The sequence below is a fragment of the Gilvimarinus sp. 1_MG-2023 genome (assembly GCF_030548285.1).
This window is the reverse complement of sequence record NZ_JAUOSC010000973.1, coordinates 1-274: the sequence shown is the minus strand read 5'-3', so window position 1 is coordinate 274 and position 274 is coordinate 1. Positions and strand designations below refer to the sequence as shown.

The following is a 274-nucleotide window of genomic DNA, read 5'->3' as shown; positions in this document are numbered from 1 at the left end:
GTTCAACGCCGTGTCGGAATAAGGTACCGCCATGTCCGTGACACTGGCGCGGTAGATGATGGGACGGGTTTCGCCCTTGTCGTTATAACCTAATTGATGCAATACCAGGCCTTCCCGTGGCGTAAAGCCGACCCGGAATTCCCAGTTTTGCCAGTTAACTTTCCAGCCATCCACTTCAAAGCTCACGCCTTCCAGTTGCACAATATGCAGAGGTTTGACATCGCTACGTGGCTCCCCCAACGATGGTGTGTCGTAGTTACGCTTGGTTTTTGGA

The 274-nt window shown here is 52.6% G+C and carries 1 protein-coding gene; it reads right to left on the bottom strand.

Annotation, left to right across the window (positions count from 1 at the left end; all coding sequences use genetic code 11):
- Window positions 1–274, bottom strand: a 274-nt coding sequence (locus Q4563_RS19775; protein WP_303605732.1) for a copper amine oxidase, incomplete at both ends; no start/stop codon positions are given.